General features: G+C 71.4%; 18 protein-coding genes. 14 read left to right on the top strand and 4 right to left on the bottom strand.

What is annotated here, in order from left to right; all coding sequences use genetic code 11:
- The first annotated feature begins 65 nt into the window (after nt 1-65).
- Nucleotides 66-998 (top strand): serine protein kinase RIO, encoded by a 933-nt coding sequence (locus tag ACQPWW_RS24225; RefSeq protein ID WP_433125755.1) that lies wholly within the window; start codon nt 66-68, stop codon nt 996-998.
- Between the two features lie 41 nt (nt 999-1,039).
- On the opposite strand, the gene ACQPWW_RS24220 is transcribed toward ACQPWW_RS24225, so the two are convergent.
- Nucleotides 1,040-1,288: a DUF2630 family protein gene (locus tag ACQPWW_RS24220; RefSeq protein ID WP_110567885.1), complete on the bottom strand. Its 249-nt coding sequence runs from the start codon at nt 1,286-1,288 to the stop codon at nt 1,040-1,042.
- Between the two features lie 480 nt (nt 1,289-1,768).
- On the opposite strand from ACQPWW_RS24220, the gene ACQPWW_RS24215 reads away from it, so the two are divergent.
- From ACQPWW_RS24215 to ACQPWW_RS24175, 9 genes are all read left to right on the top strand, one after another.
- Nucleotides 1,769-3,046, top strand: coding sequence for a cytochrome P450 (locus ACQPWW_RS24215; RefSeq protein ID WP_433134532.1), 1,278 nt, complete (start codon nt 1,769-1,771; stop codon nt 3,044-3,046).
- Nucleotides 3,043-3,954, top strand: coding sequence for a terpene synthase family protein (locus ACQPWW_RS24210; RefSeq protein ID WP_433125753.1), 912 nt, complete (start codon nt 3,043-3,045; stop codon nt 3,952-3,954). The genes ACQPWW_RS24215 and ACQPWW_RS24210 overlap by 4 nt, the downstream gene beginning before the upstream one ends.
- Complete coding sequence (locus ACQPWW_RS24205; protein ID WP_433125752.1) at nt 3,951-5,567, top strand: prenyltransferase; 1,617 nt, start codon at nt 3,951-3,953, stop codon at nt 5,565-5,567. The genes ACQPWW_RS24210 and ACQPWW_RS24205 overlap by 4 nt, the downstream gene beginning before the upstream one ends.
- 111 nt (nt 5,568-5,678) lie before the next feature.
- On the top strand, nt 5,679-8,312 hold the full coding sequence (locus tag ACQPWW_RS24200; protein WP_433125751.1) for a nitrate- and nitrite sensing domain-containing protein: 2,634 nt from the start codon (nt 5,679-5,681) through the stop codon (nt 8,310-8,312).
- 89 nt (nt 8,313-8,401) lie between these two features.
- Nucleotides 8,402-8,821 carry a roadblock/LC7 domain-containing protein gene (locus ACQPWW_RS24195; RefSeq protein ID WP_355032793.1) on the top strand — a complete coding sequence of 140 codons (420 nt, stop codon included), beginning with the start codon at nt 8,402-8,404 and terminating at the stop codon, nt 8,819-8,821.
- 5 nt (nt 8,822-8,826) lie between these two features.
- The gene (locus tag ACQPWW_RS24190; protein WP_433125749.1) at nt 8,827-9,213 is read left to right on the top strand and encodes a DUF742 domain-containing protein; all 387 of its coding nucleotides are present in this window, start codon (nt 8,827-8,829) and stop codon (nt 9,211-9,213) included.
- Entirely contained in the window at nt 9,194-9,805 is a 612-nt protein-coding gene (locus tag ACQPWW_RS24185; RefSeq protein WP_357248744.1) for a GTP-binding protein, read from the top strand. The genes ACQPWW_RS24190 and ACQPWW_RS24185 overlap by 20 nt, the downstream gene beginning before the upstream one ends.
- Nucleotides 9,806-9,899: 94 nt before the next feature.
- Nucleotides 9,900-10,226 (top strand): YciI family protein, encoded by a 327-nt coding sequence (locus ACQPWW_RS24180; protein ID WP_433134530.1) that lies wholly within the window; start codon nt 9,900-9,902, stop codon nt 10,224-10,226.
- Between the two features lie 5 nt (nt 10,227-10,231).
- Entirely contained in the window at nt 10,232-11,485 is a 1,254-nt protein-coding gene (locus tag ACQPWW_RS24175; protein WP_433125747.1) for an RNA polymerase sigma factor, read from the top strand.
- Between the two features lie 318 nt (nt 11,486-11,803).
- Here ACQPWW_RS24175 and ACQPWW_RS24170 read toward each other — a convergent pair whose 3' ends face one another.
- Nucleotides 11,804-14,656 carry an aconitate hydratase gene (locus ACQPWW_RS24170; RefSeq protein WP_433125745.1) on the bottom strand — a complete coding sequence of 951 codons (2,853 nt, stop codon included), beginning with the start codon at nt 14,654-14,656 and terminating at the stop codon, nt 11,804-11,806.
- Between the two features lie 316 nt (nt 14,657-14,972).
- Here ACQPWW_RS24170 and ACQPWW_RS24165 point away from each other — a divergent pair, with 316 nt between their 5' ends.
- Nucleotides 14,973-15,635, top strand: coding sequence for a DedA family protein (locus tag ACQPWW_RS24165; RefSeq protein WP_433125744.1), 663 nt, complete (start codon nt 14,973-14,975; stop codon nt 15,633-15,635).
- 97 nt (nt 15,636-15,732) lie between these two features.
- Here the strand turns inward: ACQPWW_RS24165 and ACQPWW_RS24160 are convergent, their stop codons facing one another.
- Nucleotides 15,733-16,389: a C39 family peptidase gene (locus tag ACQPWW_RS24160; RefSeq protein ID WP_433125743.1), complete on the bottom strand. Its 657-nt coding sequence runs from the start codon at nt 16,387-16,389 to the stop codon at nt 15,733-15,735.
- 702 nt (nt 16,390-17,091) lie between these two features.
- Nucleotides 17,092-17,280: a hypothetical protein gene (locus ACQPWW_RS24155; protein ID WP_433125741.1), complete on the bottom strand. Its 189-nt coding sequence runs from the start codon at nt 17,278-17,280 to the stop codon at nt 17,092-17,094.
- Nucleotides 17,281-17,299: 19 nt separating this feature from the next.
- On the opposite strand from ACQPWW_RS24155, the gene ACQPWW_RS24150 reads away from it, so the two are divergent.
- The 3 genes from ACQPWW_RS24150 (at nt 17,300) to ACQPWW_RS24140 (ending at nt 19,696) form a co-directional block, all read left to right on the top strand.
- Nucleotides 17,300-18,082 carry a hypothetical protein gene (locus ACQPWW_RS24150; RefSeq protein ID WP_433125740.1) on the top strand — a complete coding sequence of 261 codons (783 nt, stop codon included), beginning with the start codon at nt 17,300-17,302 and terminating at the stop codon, nt 18,080-18,082.
- 147 nt (nt 18,083-18,229) lie between these two features.
- Nucleotides 18,230-18,910, top strand: a complete 681-nt coding sequence (locus ACQPWW_RS24145) for a hypothetical protein (RefSeq protein ID WP_433125738.1) — start codon at nt 18,230-18,232, stop codon at nt 18,908-18,910.
- A gap of 99 nt (nt 18,911-19,009) precedes the next feature.
- A complete protein-coding gene (locus ACQPWW_RS24140; protein ID WP_433125737.1) occupies nt 19,010-19,696 on the top strand; it encodes a cellulose binding domain-containing protein in 687 nt (228 codons plus the stop codon).
- The last annotated feature ends 121 nt before the right edge of the window (nt 19,697-19,817 follow it).

The raw sequence follows: 19,817 nt of genomic DNA, 5'->3' as shown, positions 1-19,817 counted from the left end.
ATGGCCGTCTTCGCAGGTCGCTTCCAGCCGCCTTTTTCAGCCTCGACCAAGGGAACCTCACCACAGTGCGCGATCACGACCTTCCGGCGCTTGAGCGCCGGAGCCGCGGCAAGAGCCGCTTCGACGACGACGAACCGCGGTTTCTGAAGCGCGGGCGGCACACCGAGCCGCCCGCAGACCCGGACAGCGACAGTGACCCGGACACCGGCGAGCGCTGGTCGTCCTGGGATGACGCCGTCCACGGTCCCCAGCCGCACCCCGGCTGGCTGGTCACCGAGTTGGCCGCCAAGGACACCGAGTTGGGTGTGCTGAAGACCGGCAAGGAGGCGGACGTCCACCTGGTCCGCCGGGCCGTGCCCGACACCGACCGGTCGTGTCTGCTGGCGGTCAAGCGTTACCGCGACCCCGAGCACCGGATGTTCCACCGGGACGCCGGCTATCTGGAGGGCCGCCGGGTGCGCCGCTCCCGGGAGAACCGGGCCATGGAGGGTCGGACGGCGTTCGGCCGGCAGATGATCGCCGGGCAGTGGGCCGCCGCCGAGTTCTCCGCCCTGGCCCGGCTCTGGGAGATCAGCGCCGGGCACGACCGGATCGCCGTGCCGTACCCGGTGCAGCTGCGGGGCACCGAGCTGATGCTGGAGTTCGTCGGGGACGCCGAGTCGGGGGAGGCGGCGCCCCGGCTGGCCCAGCTGCGACCCGGCCCGGCCGAGCTGCGCGACCTGTGGGCCCAGCTGGTGGAGGCGCTGCGGGTGCTGGCCCGGGCCGGCTACGCGCACGGCGACCTGTCGCCGTACAACCTGCTCGTGCACCAGGGGCGACTGGTGGTGATCGACCTCCCGCAGGTGGTCGACGTGGTGGCGAACCCGCAGGGGCCGGAGTTCCTGGCCCGTGACGTGCGGGTGGTCGGCACCTGGTTCGCGGCCCGCGGCCTGCCCGCCGAGCAGGTCGACCCGGGCACGTTGACCGGAGAGTTGCTGCGCGAGGCGGGGCTGCGCTGATCGGCGCGGGTCGGGCGGCCGGGCCGCCCGACCCGCCGCGGTTACTGGAGGTAGCGCTCCACCTCGGGCTTGGGTCGCTCGCCCTGCGCGTCCGGGTCGCCGTGGGTGTCCCGGGCGGCCCGCCTGCGGCGCAGGAGGTCCCAGCACTGGTCCAGGGACTCCTCCAGGGCGCGCAGCCGTTCGCTGGCCTCGCCCTCAGTGCCCGACTCGTGGGCCTGGGCATCCGCTCGTAGCTTGTGTTCCTCGTCGACCAGCTCGGTGATCCGGTTCAGGATGGTCTTGTCGTCCATGACAAGAGCCTGGCACAGGGGGCCGGGCGTCGCCCGGATTCGGTCGTTCCGCCGGGTCGGCACGGCGGGGTGTCGCGCGGGCGAGGCGGAGCCGGCCCTCGGTCGGGCGGCCAGACCGGTCGTCAATGAGTGATGTTCATCACTATCGAAGATCCCCCATGCCGACTGATGGTCAAGATTGCCGCCACCTGCGGGATCCGTGGTATGCGCACTTCCCAGCGCACCGATCCTGCGGTGACGTAATGCTTGCGCGTGAAAATTTCACGTAGTGCGCCTAGATGAAGGCGGCCGAGCGGTGGCATGCTCCACGAATATCTAACTGCGCATAGTCGTTCCGCGACTCCGAGTATCCATAAGGGAGTGTCGGTTCCCGTGGTAGCACCTCACACAGTGCCGGTTCAGCCACGACGAGCGGGCTCGGTCCCGCTCCGCCACGTGGTGCCCAATCTGTTCCGCGACCCGGCCCGCACCCTTGTCGAGATGGGCGAGCGGTCACAGGGCGAGGTGGTGAAGCTCAGCCTCGGCGCGTTTCGGCCCTACCTGGTCACCCGGCCGGAGCACCTGCAGCGGGTTCTGCGCGAGAAGTCCGACAACTACGTCCGCGCCGGCGACGGACTCCAGTGGCGTCCGCTGAAGCGGTTGTTCGGCGACGGCATCCTCAGCGACGGCGACTACTGGAAGAACAGCCGCCACGTGCTCCAGCCGCTGTTCACCGCTCGGCGGGTCGACTCCCTGGTGGACCGGCTGGCCGAGGCGATCGAAGACGCCGTCGACGACCTGGACGAGCCGGCCCGCGCCGGCCGGCCCGTCGACATGGGCACCGTGCAGGCCCAGATCGTCTGCTCGGCGATCATGCGGGTCTTCTTCGCCGACAAGATCTCGGTGCCGCAGGCGATGCGCATCATGGAGGCGCAGGACGCCATCGCCTGGTCGGTGATGCCGCGGCTGATGGTGCCGTGGGCGCCGCTGGCCATGCCGATGCCCGGCGACCGCGCGTTCCGCAACGCCGTCCAACTCATCGACGACACCCTGCTCCCGATCGTCCGGGCGGCCCGGGAGACGGCCGACACCGACGGCGACGACATCATCTCCACGTTGTGGCGGGGTCGCACCGAGTCGGGTGGGCGGCTCGACGAGCGACAGGTCCGCAACGACACCGTCTCCATGGTCGCCACCACGACCGAGACGACGATCAGCGTGCTGACCTGGCTCTGGCCGCACATCGCGCAGGACGAGCAGATCGCCGAGCGACTGTACGAGGAGATCGACCGGGTGGTCGGTGACGCGCCGGTGCGACGCGAGCACCTGCGCGAGCTGCGCTACACCCGCCAGGTGCTCGACGAACTGCTGCGGCTCTATCCCATCGGGTGGCTCTTCCCGCGCCGGGCGGTGCAGGCCGACGTGATCGGCGGCGTCCGGATCGAGGCCGGCGCGACGCTCGTGGTCAGCCCGCTGATCACCCACCGGATGTCCGCGTTCTGGGACCGGCCCGAGGTCTTCGACCCCGACCGCTTCGATCCGGAGCAGGTCCGACACCGGCACCGGTACGCGCACTTCCCCTTCGGCGGCGGCCCGCACCAGTGCATCGGCATGCACCTCTTCTATCTGGAAGCCATGCTGATCGTGGCCACGGTGCTGAGCCGGTTCCGGTTCAGCCTGCAACGGCAGGCCCTGCCCGGAATCAAGGTGGCAGCCGCGCTGCGCCCCCTTGAGCGTGTCGAGGTGACCCTGCGGCCGGTGCGGAGCGTCTCCGCATGACCACCGGGCTCGCGTCGCCGCCGGAGACCGGCGGCGACCAGATGGTGCTTGCCGCCGAGCAGGGTCGGATCTGTGCCCTCGCCGCGAAGGGCCAGCGTGACCTGGCCGAGCGCGCCGCGGCGTACCCCGATCTCTTCCCGGCGCGACCGTTCGACCCGGCGCTGTTCGGCAACGTCGCGATGGCGATCGCGTTCGGGGCGCCCTGGTGTGACCACGACCAGTTGCGCGTCACGAACCGGGCCGTGCTCTGGGGCTTCGCTGTCGACTGGCTCGTCGACCACGAGGCGCGCACCCGGGACGAGATCGACCGGTTGACGGCGGGCTGCCTCGCGGTGGCCGAGGGCGGGCGACCGGCGGCCGACGACCCGCTGGGGCGTTTTCTCGCCGAGTTGCGGGACGAGCTGGCCGCCGTGCCGGCGTACGCGACCCACGGGGTGGTGTGGCGCACCGAGTTGCGGACGATGTTCGACGCCATGGCGCGGGAGTGGGACTGGAAGCAGGCCGCCGGCGACGGCGTGCCGCCCACCCTCGACGAGTACCTGGCCAATGCGGCGAATCTCGCCTGCACCGTCGTCAACGTCGCGCACTGGATCCACTCCGACGACCCCGCCACGCTGGCCCACCTCGACGCGCTCGTCGCGGCCAGTGACCAGGTGCAGCGGATCCTCCGACTCGTCAACGACCTGGCCAGCTACGAACGCGACAAGCGGTGGGGGGACCTCAACGCGTTGATGTTGGTGCCGGAGCGGGCCGACGTGGAGCGCCGGATCACCGACCTGGTGGCGCACGCCCGCGAGCTGCTCGACCCGCTGCGCGTCACCTGCCCGGTGCCGGCCGACTACCTCGCCCGGCAGATCGGCTTCAGCTCGGGCTTCTACCGCTCGACCGACTTCTGGGGCGTGTCGTGACCGCCGTACCGGCCGCCGGTGCCCGCAACGAGTCGGCGGTGGCCGCGTCGGTCCGGGAACTGCTCGCCGCCATGGTGCTCGACCCGGCGGGCCGGGTCACCCCCTCGGTGTACGAGACCGGCCGGGTCGTCGCCGACGCGCCGTGGCTCACCGGTCACGACCGACGGCTGCGGTATCTGCTGGACGCCCAGCGCCCCGACGGCGGTTGGGGTGGCGCCGGCGGGTACGCCGTGGTGCCGACGGCGAGCGCTGTGGAGGCGCTGCTCGGCACGCTGCGGGGCAGCCCGGTCGCCGGCCCGAACGGGCTGGCCACCGCGGCCGGCCGCGGGTGGGGTGTGCTCGCCGAGTGGCTCGGCCGGGGCACGCCGCTCCCGGACACACCGGCGGCCGACCTCATCGTGCCGGCCCTCGTGCGGCGGATCAACGACCACCTCGCGTTCTTCGCCGCACGCGGCGATCGGCGGTTCGCCGACGGGCTCGCGGCCCTGCCCGGCGTCGACCAGCGGCGGCTCGACGCGGTACACGCGCTGCTGGCGAGCGGACGTCCGGTGCCGCAGAAACTCGTGCACGCCTTCGAGGTGCTCGGGCCGGTCGCGTACCGGCACGCCGGCGTCGCCCCGGTCGCCGGGGCCATCGGCGCGTCGCCGGCAGCGACCGCCGCCTGGGTCGGCGACCCGGCGGCGCCCGGCGCCGACCCGGCGGCGCTTGCCTACCTGCGGGCGGCTGTCGGTCCGCTCGACGGGCCCGTGCCCTGCTGCACGCCGATCACCGTCTTCGAGCGGGCCTGGACGCTGAGCAATCTGGCCCGCGCGGAGGTGCCGGTCCGGCCCGCGCCGAAGCTCATCGCCGAGCTGGTCGCCGCGCTCGGGCCGCAGGGCGCGTCGACCGGGCCGGGGCTACCGGCCGACGCGGACACCACCTCGGTCACCCTCTACGCCCTCGCCCGCCTCGGTCACCCGGTGGACCCGGCGAGCCTTGACCACTTCGACCTCGGCACCCACTTCTGCACCTGGCAGGGGGAGGACGGTCGGTCGGTCACCACGAACGCGCACGTGCTGGAGGCGCTCGGCTGGCATGCCCGGCACACGTCGGCGGGGGCGAGCCGCCACGCCGGCCGGGTGGCGGCGTTGGCCGGGTGGCTACGCGACGAGCAACAGCCCGACGGTTCCTGGACCGACCGCTGGCACGCGTCGCCGTACTACGCCACCTCGTGCGCGGTGACCGCCCTCGACCGGTACGCGCCGGCCGACATCGCCGGATCGGCGGTGGACCGCGCCGTCGACTGGTTGGTCGCGACCCAACGGGCCGACGGGGCCTGGGGGCGCTGGGCGGGCACCGCGGAGGAGACCGCGTACGCCCTGCACGTGCTGCTCGGGGTGCGTCGACCGGCGCGACCGGGGGTGGTGGAGGCGATCGGCCGCGGGTTGCGTCATCTCACCGAAGTGGACGATCAGCACGAGCACCCTCCACTGTGGCATGACAAAGATCTCTACGGGCCCGTGCTGATCGTCCGGTCGGCCGTACTCGCCGTGCGGCAATTGGCAATGGCCAGATCCGACCTGGTCAGCGACCTGGACCGGCCACAACGGCGACCCCGTACGGCAGTCACATGATCTGCGGCGCTTGAGCATTGGCCCCGGACGCTGCTAGCGTGCGCCGGGGTCGATGCGTGCACGACGCATTACTGACTGAACACTCACACAGGCCGCGCCAGGGACGGTGTAATGGGTTCCCGCAGTACGAATCTGCGTACCAAGGTTGTTGCTCTACTCGTCTCGCTCGTCGCGCTCTGGGGCTTCACGGCCTGGGTCACCGTCCGGGACGGGGTCAACCTGCTCGGTGTGCAGACGCTGGACAGCAAGGTCTTCGATCCCACCGAGCCGCTGCTGTTGCAGTTGCAGTCGGAGCGTCGAGCGTCGCTGACCTACCTCGGCCGACCCGACGAGGCGCAGCGCGCCACGCTTGCCGAACTGCGGCAGCGCACCGACGAGTTGGCCGCGAGGTTCACCAGGTCCACCGAGGACTGGCAGGTCGGCACGCTGGGCAGCGACGCCCTCCACCAGCGGATCGAGGCTCTCGTCACCGGCCTGGACGAGCTGGACAAGACCCGCACGGCGGTCGACGAGCGGAGCATCGACCGGGCCGGGGCCATCGCGACCTTCACCGGAGTGATCGAGTCGATCTACCGGGTGTACGACGCGCTCGGCAACCTCGACGACGATCAGGTCGCCGAGGACACCGCCGCGCTGATCGGCCTGAACCGGTCCCGGGAGCTGCTGTCCCAGGAGGACGCGCTGCTGGCCGGTGTGCTGGCCGCCGGGCGGATCACCACGGCCGAGCGGGCGGAGTTCACCCGGATCGTCGGCGCCCGACAGTTCGCCGCCTCCTCGGCGCTGGTCCGGCTCCCCGCCAGCGACCAGCGCCGCTACGAGGCGATGTCGACGGGCGCCACCTTCACCCGGCTGGGCGTGCTGGAAACCCACGTCATGCAGGGCGCTGGCGCCGGCCGCCCGGTGGTCACCCCGACGGAGTGGAACGACACCACCGGCCCGGCGCTGACCGAGATCAGCGCGGTCGTGCTCGCCGGCGGCGACGGCGTCGTCGACCGGGCCACCCCGGTCGCCATCGGCGTCGTCGTGCGTCTGGCGCTGGCCACCGGCCTCGGTCTGCTCGCCGTCATCGCGTCGATCATCGTGTCCATCACCACCGCCCGCGCCCTGGTACGGCAACTGGAACGACTGCGCGGCGCCGCCTTCCGCCTCGCCAACGAGCGGCTGCCCGGCGTGGTCGAGCGGCTCGGTCGCGGCGAAGAGGTCGACGTGGCCGCCGAGGCGCCACCCCTGGAATTCGGCACCGACGAGATCGGCCAGGTCGGCAAGGCCTTCAACGCGGTCCAGGAGACCGCGATCCGTACCGCCGTCGAGCAGGCCGAACTGCGGCGCAACGTCCGCGAGGTCTTCCTCAGCCTGGCCCGACGTACCCAGGCGTTGGTGCACCGCCAGCTCACCCTGCTCGACGCGATGGAGCGGCGCGAGCACGACGCGGAGGAGCTTGAGGACCTGTTCCGGGTCGACCACCTGGCCACCCGGATGCGGCGCAACGCGGAAAACCTGATCGTGCTCTCCGGCTCCACCCCGGGCCGGGCGTGGCGGCGCAGCGTGCCGATGGTCGACGTGGTGCGCGGCGCGGTCGCCGAGGTGGAGGACTACACGCGCGTCAACGTGTTGCCACTCGGGCCGGTCTCGCTCGCCGGCCGCGCGGTCGGCGACATCATCCACCTGCTCGCCGAGCTGATCGAGAACGGCCTGTCGTTCTCGCCACCGCACACCACGGTGGAGGTTCGCGGTCAGTTGGTGGCCAACGGGTTCGCCCTGGAGATCGAGGACCGGGGCCTCGGCATGAGCGAGGAGGACCTGGCCGCGGCGAACCACCGCATCGTCGACCAGTCCGAGCTGAACCTCGCCAACGCGGCCCGGCTCGGGCTCTACGTGGTGAGCCGACTGACCGAGCGGCACGGCGTACGGGTCCGGCTCAAGGAATCCGCGTACGGCGGCACGACAGCGGTCGTGCTGATCCCGCGGGAGCTGGTCGCCGAGACGGGCGCGGGCGCGGAGGACACCGGCGATTTGCGGGCCGGATCCTCGGCCATCGCGCTGCCGTCGACGGCGAGCGGCACTGCCGCCCTCGACGCCGACAACAGCAGCCGTCCGGCCATCCTCGCGCCGGTCGCGCTGGCCACCGCGCCGCACGTACCGGGCTCGGGGGTACCGGGCGTGGATCCGGCGGAGCAGACGCCGCTGGCCGTGGACGGCACCCCGACGCAGCAGGGCGACGGGAGCGTCGCGGAGGCCAGCCTGCCCACCCGACAGCGAACGACGCCGGCCACCGACACGCCGGAGTTGCCGATCCGTGCCCGGCGTGGTCTGGGACAACCCGCCCTGGAGGCCCCCACGGTGCCCACCGGCCTACCCGCGGTCGACGCTTCCCGGCGGGCGGACAACGCCGTCGAGCCCACCACCGACCGTTCCCAGCGAGCAGACAGCGCCGTCGAGCCCGTTGTCCACGGCGGGCCGGTGCCCGCCGGCGCCGAGTCCGACCGAACCCACTCGGGCCTGCCGGTCCGGGTTCGGCAGGCGAACATCGTCCCCGAGTTGCGCGACGACCCGGCGGCCACCGAGACCGAGACCGAGGACGACGACGTCGTACGTCCGCCGGAGCAGGTGCGTCGCATGATGAGCTCGTACCAGACGGGCACCCGGCGAGGTCGGACCGACGCGGCGCGACTGCTCGGCGGCGCGCCCGGCGCTCCGCCGACGGAAGCGTCCGAGCCAACTGACGAGGACCCCACCGCTACCTGACCGGCCGCCGCGGACGCGGTCTTCGCACGAAGTGACGGTCAGCCCGAGACGAGTACGGCGCATGAGCCGGGCGAGAAGAGGACGACGAAGTGGCGCAGAAGACGGCTTCGAGTGCCGACCTGACGTGGTTGCTGGATGACCTGGTGGGCCGGGTGAAGCAGGCCGAGCACGCGGTCGCGCTCTCCACCGACGGTCTGTTGATGGCTTCCTCCCAGGGGTTGAGCCGGGACGACGGCGAGCACCTCGCCGCGATGGCGGCCGGCATCCAGAGCCTGGCCCGGGGCGCCGGTAAGCGCTTCGGTGGCGGGCAGGTGCAGCAGACCATCATCGAGATGCAGTCGTCGTTCCTGTTCGTCACAGCGGCCGGCCGCAACGCCTGCCTGGCGGTGCTGGCCAGTGAGGACGCCGACGTCGGGCTGATCGCCTACGAGATGGCGATGCTTGTCACCCGCGTCGGTAAGTACGTCGCGTCGCCGTCCCGCACCGAGCAGCCGGCCGGCGAGAGGTAGCGGTGATGACGGTCCAGGGAGAGTCCGCAGACCATCAGTGGGTGGATGACCATGCGGGTCCGGTGGTGCGCCCGTACGCGGTGACTCGCGGGCGGGCCCGACCGATCACCGGCACGTTCGACCTGATCTCCCTGGTCACCGCGACCCGAGCCGAGGTAACGCCGGAGGTTGGTCTCGGTCCGGAGCACCTGGCGATCGTCGGACTGTGCCAACGCATACAGTCCGTCGCCGAGATCGCCGCTCATCTCGACCTGCCGGTGGGCACCATCCGGGTGCTCCTCGGCGACTTGGCGGCTCGCAGCCTGGTGCAGGTACGCGAGCCGCAGACCACGGCCGGCCTTCCCGACAACAGCATCTTCGAGGCGGTAATCAATGGACTACGGGCACTCTGACCGGCCGGCGGGAGCGACCCCACTGCCCACCGCGATCAAGATCCTGGTCGCTGGCGGCTTCGGCGTGGGCAAGACGACCATGGTCGGCGCCGTCAGCGAGACCCGGCCGTTGCGCACCGAGGAGGTGCTGACGGAGTCGGGGGTCGGCATCGACGACCTGTCCGGGGTGGAGGGCAAGACCACCACCACCGTGGCGATGGACTTCGGCCGGATCACCATCAGCGACGACCTGGTGCTGTACCTGTTCGGTACGCCCGGCCAGGACCGGTTCTGGTTCGTCTGGGACGAGTTGGCGTTGGGCGCCATCGGCGCTGTGGTGCTTGCCGACACCCGCCGTCTCGCCGACTGCTTCCCGTCGATCGACTACTTCGAGGGCCGGGGCACTCCCTTCGTGGTCGCGGTGAACTGCTTCGAGGGTTCCCGGAAGTACCGGCTCGACGAGGTGCAGGCCGCGTTGAACCTGGACCCGGGGGTGCCGGTGCTGCTCTGCGACGCCCGGCAGCGCGAGTCGAGCAAGGAGGTGCTCGTCACGCTGATGGAGCACGCCATGAAGACCCGCGAGGCCCGCCGCCGCGCCGCCAACGGAAACTGACAGGGTTTTTTCGGGGGAGGGTGTCCGGAACGCTGTCGGTCGATCGTCATGCTGGCGACACCCCGAGAGACCAGGGAGCGACCAGATGAAGTACATGATGTTCGTGTGCAGCGACACCGAGCCGGACACCGACCCCACCGAGCTACCTGACATCCACACGTGGGTGGCGGAGAACGACTCCCATGGCCGCCGCCTGACCGGCAACGTGCTGGGGCCGACCAGCGCGGCCACCACCGTCCGGGTCCGCGACGGTGAGCTGCTCGTCTCCGAGGGCCCGTTCGCGGAGACCACCGAGGTGATCGTGGGCTTCGACCTGCTCGACTGCGCCGACCTGGACGAGGCGATCGAGGTGGCGCGTGCCCACCCGATGGCCCGCGAGGGGCGACTGGAACTGCGCCCGTTCGCGGACCTGCCCGCCTGACGAAGATGTCCACATCGCAGCGCCGGCCGATGCCCAACCCGGCACCGGCCGGCGCGGCGGCGGCGGAGGCCGTCGCCGCCGCCGGCGTCGAGGCGTACCCCCGGATCGTCGCGACCCTGATCCGGGTGACCGGGGACTGGGCGTTGGCCGAGGACTGCGCCCAGGATGCGCTGGCCGTCGCCCTGGAGCGCTGGCCCGGTGACGGTGTGCCGGTCAACCCGGGTGGCTGGCTCATGACAGTGGCCCGCAACCGGGCGCTCGACGTGCTGCGCCGAGCCACAGTGGAGCGCCGTAAGCTGCACGACCTGGCGCTCCTCACGCCGGCCCCGGAGCAGCCCGAGGCGCCGCAGGACGTGGTGGACGACCGACTGCGCCTGATCTTCACCTGCTGCCACCCGGCGCTGGCTCTCGACGCCCGGGTGGCGTTGACGTTACGAACCGTCTGCGGCGTGCCGACCGCGGACATCGCCCGACTCCTGCTGGTCAGCGAGTCGACGATGACCCGACGACTCACCCGGGCCCGGACCCGCATCGCGCAAGCCGGCATCCCGTACCGGGTGCCGACCGGGCCGGCGCTTACCGAACGGCTGCCCGGCGTCCTCGCCGTGCTGTACCTGCTGTTCACCAGGGGCTACGTCGCCGACGGCGAGCCTGCCTTCGCCGACGAGGCGGTCCGGCTGGCCGGGCTGCTCGACCGGCTGATGCCGGGGCAGTCCGAGGTGACCGCGCTGCTCGCGCTGTTCCTGTTCCAGCACTCCCGCCGCGACGCCCGTCGCGACGCCGCCGGCCACCTGCTCACCCTGGAGCGGCAGGACCGCGACCGGTGGGACCGCGCCGCCATCGCCGAGGGCCTGGCCGCCCTGGACCGGGTACGCCACGACGGACCGTACGCGTGGCAGGCCCGGATCGCCGCCTGCCATGCCACCGCGACGTCAGTCGAATCCACCGACTGGCCGACGATCGCGCGGGCCTACGACGCGCTTGCCGGCATCCGGCCCTCACCGGTGATCGCACTCAACCGCGCTGTCGCGCACGGCTACGCACACGGGCCGGCCGCCGGGTTGGGCCTGCTCGACGCGGCGCGCGCCGGCGGAGGGCTGGACGGCCACCCGCTCGGCGTGGCGGTGGAGGCCGATCTGGTGGCCCGGCAGGGTGACCGACCGCGCGCCGCGGCACTGTTCCGACAGGCGGCGGAAACTGTCGCCTCGGCTGTCGAGCGCCGGGCGCTGCTGGACCGGGCGGCCGGGCTCGCACCCTAGACGATCACGTTGGCCCTCGTGCGTCAGATCCGACAGCGCCGACGACGCCGGTCGGGCAGGAGAGAGCTGGCAGGGTGAATCTTGGACACTTTCCGTTCTCGGCTGACGGAAACTGTCCAAGATCTCAGCCTTTGGAGGGTGACGTCGCCGGCACCTCTCAGAGGTTCAGCCGCGCCTGGCCGACGCCAGGAATTGGGCCCGGGCCGCAGGTTCACTGGCCACCGTGCACCTCCTCAACCCCCGGTACGAGGAGCGGCGCCGGAAACGACGCAGGCTCCTTCCCGCCGAGGCGGGAAGGAGCCTGGTGCCGTCGGTACGTCAGTTGGCGATCATGCGGCGCAGCACGTACTGCAGGATGCCGCCGTGCCGGTAGTAGTCCGCCTCACCCGGGGTGTCGATCCGCACCACCGCGTCGAACTCCACGCCGGTGTCGGTGCTGACCTGCACCGTACGCGGGGTGTCCCCGTCGTTCAGGGCGGTCACCCCGGTGATGGTGAACGTCTCCGTGCCGGTCAGGCCGAGCGACTCGGCGGTGACATCCACCGGGAACTGCAACGGCAGCACGCCCATGCCGATCAGGTTGGAGCGGTGGATCCGCTCGTACGACTCGGCGATGACCGCCCGCACACCCAGCAGCATGGTGCCCTTGGCCGCCCAGTCCCGCGACGAGCCCGAACCGTACTCCTTGCCGGCCAGCACGACCAGCGGGATGCCCGCCTCCTGGTAGGCCACCGAGGCGTCGTAGATCGAGGTCTGCTCACCGGTGAGGTGGTTGACGGTGAAGCCACCCTCCACCCCGGGGACCAGCTGGTTGCGCAGCCGGATGTTGGCGAACGTGCCCCGGATCATCACCTCGTGGTTGCCCCGGCGGGACCCGTACGAGTTGAACTCGTGCCGCGGCACACCGTGCTCGGCCAGGTACGTGCCGGCCGGGGAGTCGGCCTTGATCGCGCCGGCCGGCGAGATGTGGTCGGTGGTCACCGAGTCACCAAGCTTGGCCAGCACCCGGGCGCCGGCGATGTCCACGACCGGGCTCGGCTCCTGCTGCATGCCCTCGAAGTACGGGGGCTTACGCACGTAGGTGGAGTCGCTCTCCCAGGCGAAGGTGTCGCCGGTCGGGGTGGGCAGCGACTGCCACCGCTCGTCGCCGGCGAAGACATCGGCGTACGCGGCACTGAACCCGGTCGCGCCGATCGCCTGGGCGATGACGTCCTGGATCTCGGCGCTGTTCGGCCAGATCTCCCGCAGGTAGACCGGGTTGCCCTCGGTGTCCTCACCGATCGGCTCGTTGGCCAGGTCGATGTCCATCGTGCCGGCGAGCGCGTACGCCACCACCAGCGGCGGGGACGCCAGGTAGTTCATCTTGACGTCCGGGTTGATCCGGCCCTCGAAGTTCCGGTTGCCCGACAGCACCGAGACGACCGACAGGTCGTGCTCGTTGACCGCGGCGGACACCTCCTCGGGCAGCGGGCCCGAGTTGCCGATGCAGGTGGTGCAGCCGTAGCCGACCAGGTTGAAGCCGAGCTTGTCCAGGTACGGCGTGAGGCCGGCCCGCTCGTAGTAGTCCATGACGACCTTCGAGCCGGGCGCCAGGGTGGTCTTCACCCACGGCTTGCGGCTCAGGCCCTTGTCGACGGCGTTCCGCGCCAGCAGCGCGGCACCGATCATCACCTGCGGGTTGGACGTGTTGGTGCAGGAGGTGATCGCCGCGATCACCACGGCGCCGTGGTCCAGCTCGTACTCGACACCGTCGGCGGCGGTGACCCGGACCGGGTTGCTGGCGCGACCGCCGGAGCCGGCCGCCGCGGTCTCCAGGTCGCGCGGCTCGTCGGCCGGGTCGCTGAACTCGTTGGCCGGCGGGTCGCTGGCCGGGAAGGACTCGGCGCTGGCCTCGTCGGCCGGTCCGTTGGCGCCGCGCGGCAGCTCCTCGCGCGCCACGCTCGGCTTGAGGTCGCGCTCACCGGCCGAGTCGTCGGCCACGTAGTCGGTAAGCGCGGAGCGGAACAGCGTCTTGGCGCTGCCCAGCGGCACCCGGTCCTGCGGGCGCTTCGGGCCGGCGAGCGACGGCTCGATGGTGCCGAGGTCCAGCTCCAGGCGTTCCGAGTACTCCGGCTCGTGGTTCGGGTCGTGCCAGAGGCCCTGCTCCTTGGCGTACGCCTCGACGAGCGCGACCTGCGCGGCGTCGCGGCCGGTCAGCTCCAGGTAGCGGATCGTCTCCGCGTCGATCGGGAAGATCGCCACGGTGGAGCCGTACTCCGGGGACATGTTGCCGATGGTGGCCCGGTTGGCCAGCGGCACGGCGCTCACGCCGGGGCCGTAGAACTCGACGAACTTGCCGACCACGCCGTGCTTGCGCAGCATCTCGGTGATGGTCAGCACCAGGTCGGTGGCGGTGGTGCCGGCCGGCATCTCGCCGGAGAGCTTGAAGCCCACGACCCGGGGGATCAGCATGCTGACCGGCTGGCCGAGCATCGCGGCCTCGGCCTCGATGCCGCCGACGCCCCAGCCCAGCACGCCCAGGCCGTTGACCATCGTGGTGTGCGAGTCGGTGCCGACCACGGTGTCCGGGTACGCCTGGCCGCCTCGCTCCATGATGGTGCGGGCCAGGTACTCGATGTTGACCTGGTGCACGATGCCGGTGCCCGGCGGGACGACCTTGAACTCGTTGAACGCGGTCTGGCCCCAGCGCAGGAACTGGTAGCGCTCCTTGTTGCGCTCGTACTCCAGCTCGACGTTGCGGGCGAACGCGTCCTCGCGGCCGAACAGGTCGGCGATCACCGAGTGGTCGATGACCAGCTCGGCCGGCGCGAGGGGGTTGACCTTGCTGGCGTCGCCGCCCAGGTCACGCACGGCCTCGCGCATGGTGGCCAGGTCGACCACGCAGGGCACGCCGGTGAAGTCCTGCATGAGCACCCGCGCCGGGGTGAACTGGATCTCGACGCTCGGGGCGGCGGTGGAGTCCCACCCGCCGAGCTGGCGAATGTGGTCGGCGGTGATGTTCGCGCCGTCCTCGGTCCGCAGCAGGTTCTCCAGCAGGATCTTCAGGCTGTACGGCAGCCGCGCGTGGCCGTCCACCTTGTCAATCTTGAAAATCTCGTAGCTCGCGTCTCCGACGCGTAGCTGGGTCTTCGCACCGAAGGTGTCGAGGCTCGCCACGTCGTACTCCTTCACACCAGCGACCGTGAGTAGTCCTGAGCAGTCTGTCGCACCGGTCGGGGCACCGCCGAGGTTAGGTGACACTTACCGCCGATTACGCTCTCAACAAAACCGTACGTCCGTCTTGCTAGTTGCGCAACCCGGGAGCCGTCTCGCGATCGACCCTCATCCCTAGCCTCCTAGGACGCCTTGCGGGGGGTGCGGTGGTCCACCGCAGCTGAGCGTCAGCGCCGAGGTGTCGACCTCGCCGTTCGACCGCACGGTCGGCGCGACCGACCGCGCGCCGGCTGGCCACAGGTAGGGTTCGAGCCCGGTCGGAGGAGGGGTCAACGTGTTCGACGTCCAGCACTGGCTCGTGTCGCTGCCACCGATTGCGGTGTACCTGCTGGTCGCCGGGGTTATCGGCGTGGAGAGCATGGGCATCCCACTGCCAGGTGAGATCGTCCTTGTCAGTTCCGCGCTGCTCGCCGCCACCGGCGTTGTCGAACCGGAGTGGGTGGCCACCGCCGCGGCCTCCGGCGCGATCGTCGGCGACTCCATCGGGTACGCGGCCGGCCGACGCGGTGGTCGGCCACTGCTGGCTCGACTGGGCCGGCGCTTCCCCCGTCATCTCGGTCCCGCCCAACTCGTCCGGGCCGAGCAGAGCTTCGCCCGCCACGGCGTCTGGGCGGTGTTCTTCGGCCGCTTCGTGGCGCTGCTGCGGATCCTGGCCGGCCCGCTCGCCGGGGCACTGCGCGTGCCGTACCGGCGGTTCCTGCTGGCCAACGCCGCCGGTGGGCTGGTCTGGGCGTTCGGCACCACCTACCTGTTGTTCAGCGTGGGCCGGGCGGCCGAGCACTGGCTCAAGGACATCTCCTGGGCCGGGCTTGTCCTCGCGGTGCTCGCCGGCCTGGCCAGCACCTGGTGGCTGCGCCGACGGGCCCACCGCATGGAGGCTGCCGAACCTGCGGTGGACGTCGAGCCGGTGGAGTCCGTGGGCCCGCGGGCTGGCTGAGCCGACGCTGACCTCGGCAATGCCGAAAAGGGCCGGTCCCCGTGGTGGGGTCCGGCCCTTGTCGGTGTTGCGGTGCTGCGGTGGTGTTGGGTGCGGGTCAGCTGGTGGCGTAGCCGCGGGTGGCGATCCAGTCGGCGAGGTGTTCGATGCTGATCTGGTAGGAGGCGGTGTTGGGGTCGGCGGAGTCGGCGATGGTGACGGTGGTGCCGTTGTCGCGGTAGCCGACGACGCTGATGTAGTGCCCGCCCTCGTAGGAGTGGGTGTTGCCGTCGGTGTCGGTGCTGGTGCCGGCGATGTTCGCGACCACGGCCCGGCCGTCGTCGACGGTGCGGACGATGTCGGCGCGCAGTGTGTCGGTCTGCTTGTCGTCGGCGTTGGGGTTGCTGATCTCGACGCTGTGGTAGGCGTTCTTGCCGGTTTCCTTGTTCAGTACCGGGGTGATGTCGTTGATCGAGTTGGTGCCGGCCTCGGTGGTGCCCATCTCCTTGGCCATGTCATCGACGTTGATGTTCTTACCCTGCACGCTCAACGCGTTGCGGGTCGCGGCGGGACCGCAGTAGTAGAAGTTCGGCTGCGCCTCGTAGCGCACACCCAGCTGACGCTCACCGGAGGGCTTACGGTCGGTCTGGGTCTGGGTGGCCGGCTTGGCTTCCGACGCGGCGTACGCGGCGGTGACCGGACCGGCGATGGCGCCACCGGTGAACGCGAGACCAGCAGCGGTCAGAGCAGTCTTACGAATCAGATCGGTACGCATGATGGCGTGCTCCTCTGCATGTCGGGGGAAACCCACACCACACAACCGGGGGACGCGTGTGGGCGGGGAAGTTCGCGGGGATCAGCCCGGCGGCCTGGGTGGGCCTGCTCGGAGGTGTCCCGGAGGGTGGTGCAACGGTCCAGGGCGGCGGATCATTCCGCCAGGGTTCTTCCGGACCGGGCCTGTCTGGTGGTGCTCGGCTCTGCGGGGGATGTAACGGTGGCGGCTGCGCGGGTGTTCCCCGGGGGCTGCCACGTGTCCACGACCCGAGGTCGCGGCGGCATGCCAGGTATAACGACCCCGCCCCACCCACCATTCCGCCACCCGGGTGGCCCCGACCACGGCACACCCCCGACAAAGCGGACACCCGTCCCACAACCCGAACCGTGAACCGGACACCACACCCCAGCAAGCCACCTCGCACCCAAGCCAAGATCCGCGCACTTTCAGGGATAGTGCTGGCTCGCGTCGGGTTGAGGCAGCACTATCCCTGAAGTTGCGCAGACCGGGGCCCGGGCGGCGATACCGGACACCGGCCACCGGCACACCCGGGACGACATGCGCCCCAAGATCGCGCCCGATCCAGGAAACAGGCCCCTCACCGTGCGGACGAGACCACTACAACCAGGATCCAGCACGATCAACCGACCGCGCCCCGATTGCACCCCGTGCGGCGAACGTCCACGGGGGAGGGTCAGGTGGTCAGGCGCCGTCTGCGGGCTTCGCGGCGTCGCCGGCCTGGGCGTGGCGCTCCCGCAGGCGCTGCCGGATCTCCTCCGGGGTGTACGCGCGTCGACGCCGTTCAGCCCGCGCGATGACCACGCCGGACGCCGCCACGCCAGCGAGGCCGGCCAGCCCGAGGACCTTCCACCACCGCAATCCTTGCCGCATCGGCCTAGGCTAGTCCCTCATGAGCATCAGCCTGGATGAGGCCGTCGAGCTGACCCGCACCGGCGACGTGTGGGTGTTCCGGGGGCGCAGCGTGCCGGACCGGGCGATCCAGTTCACCACCAACAGCCCGGTCAACCACGTCGGGATGGCGGTGGTGCTGGACGACATGCCACCGTTGATGTGGCACGCGGAGCTGGGCAGGTCGTTGCCGGATCTGTGGTCGGGCACCCATCAGCGTGGCGTCCAACTGCATGACCTGCGGGACGCGGTCTGCGTCTGGGCCAACCGGTACGGCCAACGGGCCTGGCTGCGGCAGCTCGACCCGCCGGCCGATGCGGAGATGGAACGGGCGGTGCTGCGGACGATCGCGCGGTTGGACGGCACACCGTTTCCGTCGACGGCCCAGTTGGCGTGGCGCTGGGTGCGTGGCCGCGTGCCGTCGCTGCCACGCCCGGTTCGGCCGACACGTCGGTCGGCCCCGGCGTCCCCGAGCGCAGCGTCCCCGAGGCCGGGGTCGCCGAGCTCGGCATCCCTGAGCACAGCGTCAACGAGCCCGGCGTCAACGAGCCCGGCGACCCGGACCCCGGCGACCCCGGCCACGGCGGGGGAGCGGGACCGGGCGCTGGAGACGGCGTACTGCGCCGAGGTGGTGGCGGTGACCTACGAGGCGATGGGGTTGCTGCCGGCGGGCCGGCGTCCGAACTGGTACGACCCGGGGCGGTTCTGGAGCGGGGACGATCTGGGGCTGGCCGCTGATGCTCGGCTGGGCGCCGAGATCGAGGTGCGGGTGCCGCCGCGCTGATGGGTGCGCTTACCGACCGGGATCGTCGGTTGGGTCGAGCCGTTTTCCGTGGCCTGCTGGCTGGTTGGCCCGATCCGTACCCGCCGGGTTTCCGGTGGGTGCGGTGCTGGCTACGCTGTCGCGTCGGTGGGGACGAGGGGAGACCTGATGGCGGTGCGGCCGGACGGTGCGGCAGGGTCGCGAGCGGCGCGGGTGTTGGCATCGATGCCGTGGGTGGTGGTGCTGCTCGGTGTGTGTGCGCTGGTGGTGCTCCTGGTGATCGCGCTGCTGTCGTTCCGGACCAGGGAGCGGGACGCCCCGCCGCAGGCTGCGCCGTCGGTGTTCCTGCCGACGGTGCCGGCGGCGGCGTCGGCCACCGGTGGGCCGACTCCGGCGGGGGTGGAGCGGCGCTCGGTGTCGCCGCGGCCGTCGCGTAGTAGTCGGACGCCGTCGCCGCGGGCCACAGTGACCGGTTCGCCGACTCCGGGGCGGACGAGCGCTGCGGCGGTGCCGGTCGTGCCGGCGGACGGCACGGTGACTGCCCGGTACCAGGTCGGTACGAACGGCTGGGACGGTGACGCCGCGGTGCTGTCGATCGTGAACGAGTCGAGTCGGTCGGTGGACTGGTCGGTGGAGTTGACGTTCGACGACGACCTGTGGGCTCTGCGGCTCGTTGACGACTCCGGCGTCTCGGTGCGGGGTCGGGGGAACGGCGAGTTCGTGTTGCGCGGTACGCGTTCGCTGGAGGCGGGTGACTCTCGGACGCTGCGGCTGCGCGTCGGCTGGGGTGAGTCGGCACAGCGGCCGCTCCGGTGCACGATCAACGGGGTTGACTGCCGGCTCGGCTGAGCCGGGTCGCGCGGGTGGCGCGGCGGGGGCGTGTCGTCGGCGCTTCCGGCTCCGGCCGCCGATCGCTAGGCTGCCCGGACGGTGCGCTGAAGGAGGTACATGTCCGGCATGCGTCGTTCCCCGCGACTGCCGCACGGTCCGGCTGCGATCGCGTCGTCGCCCTGGATCGTGGTGGGCGCTGGTGTCCTCGTGATGGTGGTCCTGCTCTTCGTGGCCCTGGGCGCGTACCGGGGACCCAGTCCTGCGCCGGACGGCGCGCCGGTGCCGCCGGTGTTGCCGCTGCCCACGGGCTTGGGCGCGCCGAGCGTTCCCGGGCCGGCGTCGTCGCCCCCGCCGGTGCGGCCGGGGTTGTCCGGGCGGGCGAGCGGGCTGCCGCCGAGCGCCACGGCTGGGTCGCGGTCACCGTCGGTCGGCGCGCCGGCGAGTGGGCCGGTGGTGACGCGGTCGCCGAGTCGGGCTCCGCAGGGGCAGCCGGCGATGAGTGGGCAGTACCGGGTGGTGCAGAGCTTCGACGGGGGTTTCATCGGCGAGGTGTCGATGGTCAACCGGTCTGCCGAGAGTCGTGGTTGGACCGTCCGGTTGGAGTTCTCCGGTGGGCGGTTGGTGACCGCCTGGGTGGAGGGCGTGCCGCAGGGGACGCTTCGTCAGTCCGGCGACGGTTTCACGTACGTCAGTGGGGTGGACGTGCGGCCCGGCGGTTCGGTGGCGTTGCGGTTCCACGTGGAGCGGACCTCCAGCACTCCGCGGGTGTGCACTGTCGACGGGGTGCGCTGCGGCGGGTTCTGACCTCGGCGGGCATTGTCCTTCCGCAAGGATGCTGCTGTGTTGCGACTGTGTTTGCAAGCCATTGCAGAATGTTTCGGCAAGGGTTAGCGTGCGGCCCATCAGCGACCAGAGGAAGGCGTCG

This window comes from Micromonospora sp. CA-240977 (assembly GCF_050942285.1).
In the GTDB taxonomy this organism is placed as follows: Bacteria; Actinomycetota; Actinomycetes; order Mycobacteriales; family Micromonosporaceae; genus Micromonospora.
This window is presented reverse-complemented; position numbering and strand designations above follow the sequence as displayed.

What these genes read in the sequence shown, in the direction of transcription:
- ACQPWW_RS24220 (WP_110567885.1), bottom strand. Translation starts at nt 1,288, where the DNA reads ATGGACGACAAGACCATCCTGAACCGGATCACCGAGCTGGTCGACGAG.
- ACQPWW_RS24215 (WP_433134532.1), top strand. Translation starts at nt 1,769, where the DNA reads ATGGGCGAGCGGTCACAGGGCGAGGTGGTGAAGCTCAGCCTCGGCGCG.
- ACQPWW_RS24210 (WP_433125753.1), top strand. Translation starts at nt 3,043, where the DNA reads ATGACCACCGGGCTCGCGTCGCCGCCGGAGACCGGCGGCGACCAGATG.
- ACQPWW_RS24200 (WP_433125751.1), top strand. Translation starts at nt 5,679, where the DNA reads ATGGGTTCCCGCAGTACGAATCTGCGTACCAAGGTTGTTGCTCTACTC.
- ACQPWW_RS24190 (WP_433125749.1), top strand. Translation starts at nt 8,827, where the DNA reads ATGACGGTCCAGGGAGAGTCCGCAGACCATCAGTGGGTGGATGACCAT.
- ACQPWW_RS24185 (WP_357248744.1), top strand. Translation starts at nt 9,194, where the DNA reads ATGGACTACGGGCACTCTGACCGGCCGGCGGGAGCGACCCCACTGCCC.
- ACQPWW_RS24180 (WP_433134530.1), top strand. Translation starts at nt 9,900, where the DNA reads ATGATGTTCGTGTGCAGCGACACCGAGCCGGACACCGACCCCACCGAG.
- ACQPWW_RS24175 (WP_433125747.1), top strand. Translation starts at nt 10,232, where the DNA reads ATGTCCACATCGCAGCGCCGGCCGATGCCCAACCCGGCACCGGCCGGC.
- ACQPWW_RS24160 (WP_433125743.1), bottom strand. Translation starts at nt 16,389, where the DNA reads ATGCGTACCGATCTGATTCGTAAGACTGCTCTGACCGCTGCTGGTCTC.
- ACQPWW_RS24155 (WP_433125741.1), bottom strand. Translation starts at nt 17,280, where the DNA reads ATGCGGCAAGGATTGCGGTGGTGGAAGGTCCTCGGGCTGGCCGGCCTC.
- ACQPWW_RS24150 (WP_433125740.1), top strand. Translation starts at nt 17,300, where the DNA reads ATGAGCATCAGCCTGGATGAGGCCGTCGAGCTGACCCGCACCGGCGAC.
- ACQPWW_RS24145 (WP_433125738.1), top strand. Translation starts at nt 18,230, where the DNA reads ATGGCGGTGCGGCCGGACGGTGCGGCAGGGTCGCGAGCGGCGCGGGTG.
- ACQPWW_RS24140 (WP_433125737.1), top strand. Translation starts at nt 19,010, where the DNA reads ATGTCCGGCATGCGTCGTTCCCCGCGACTGCCGCACGGTCCGGCTGCG.